We start from the raw sequence: 796 nt of genomic DNA, 5'->3' as shown, positions 1-796 counted from the left end.
AAAAACTCACCTACGGGTGGGTTTTTGTTTTTCTCATATTTATATCAAAAAATGATTAATTATTTAGTAAAAACCGAACGTTTTGAAAGAATATTCGGAATTTTTTGACTTTCGACTTTACTTATGCTAAAATTCAATATATGTTAGAAAAGCTAACAAGTAAATCCATTATAGGAGGCTCTTATGGCACTTATTGAATTTAAAAATGTCAATAAATATTACGGAGATTATCATGCACTTCGTGACATCAATCTAGAAATTGAAAAAGGACAAGTTGTGGTTCTCTTGGGCCCTTCTGGATCAGGGAAATCTACCCTTATCCGTACAATCAATGCCTTGGAATCAATCGATAACGGTACACTTATCGTTAATGGACATAATGTGACGGAAGCTTCTGCCAAAGATTTGGTTGAGCTTCGTAAGGAAGCGGGGATGGTTTTCCAACACTTTAACCTTTACCCTCACAAAACCGTTCTTGAAAATGTAACCTTGGCACCTATCAAGGTTCTTGGAATCAGTAAGGCAGAGGCTGAAAAGACTGCTGAAAAATTCCTTCGCTACGTTAACATGTGGGACAAGAAGGATTCATACCCTGGTATGCTTTCTGGTGGGCAAAAACAACGTATCGCTATTGCCCGTGGTCTTGCCATGAATCCTGAGCTCTTGCTCTTTGACGAACCAACGTCAGCTCTTGACCCAGAGACTATCGGTGACGTGCTTGCGGTTATGCAAAACCTTGCCAAAGGTGGTATGAACATGGTTGTCGTAACCCACGAAATGGGCTTTGCCCGCAGTG

1 protein-coding gene is annotated in these 796 nt (G+C 40.1%); it reads left to right on the top strand.

Annotated features, from left to right (window positions below; all coding sequences use genetic code 11):
- Positions 1-183 precede the first annotated feature (183 nt).
- Positions 184-796: amino acid ABC transporter ATP-binding protein (locus HMPREF2697_RS09850; protein ID WP_070850548.1), on the top strand; the 613-nt coding region annotated here is incomplete at its 3' end.

This window comes from Streptococcus sp. HMSC064D12 (assembly GCF_001837205.1).
Classification (GTDB): domain Bacteria; phylum Bacillota; class Bacilli; order Lactobacillales; family Streptococcaceae; genus Streptococcus; species Streptococcus salivarius_D.
This window is presented reverse-complemented; position numbering and strand designations above follow the sequence as displayed.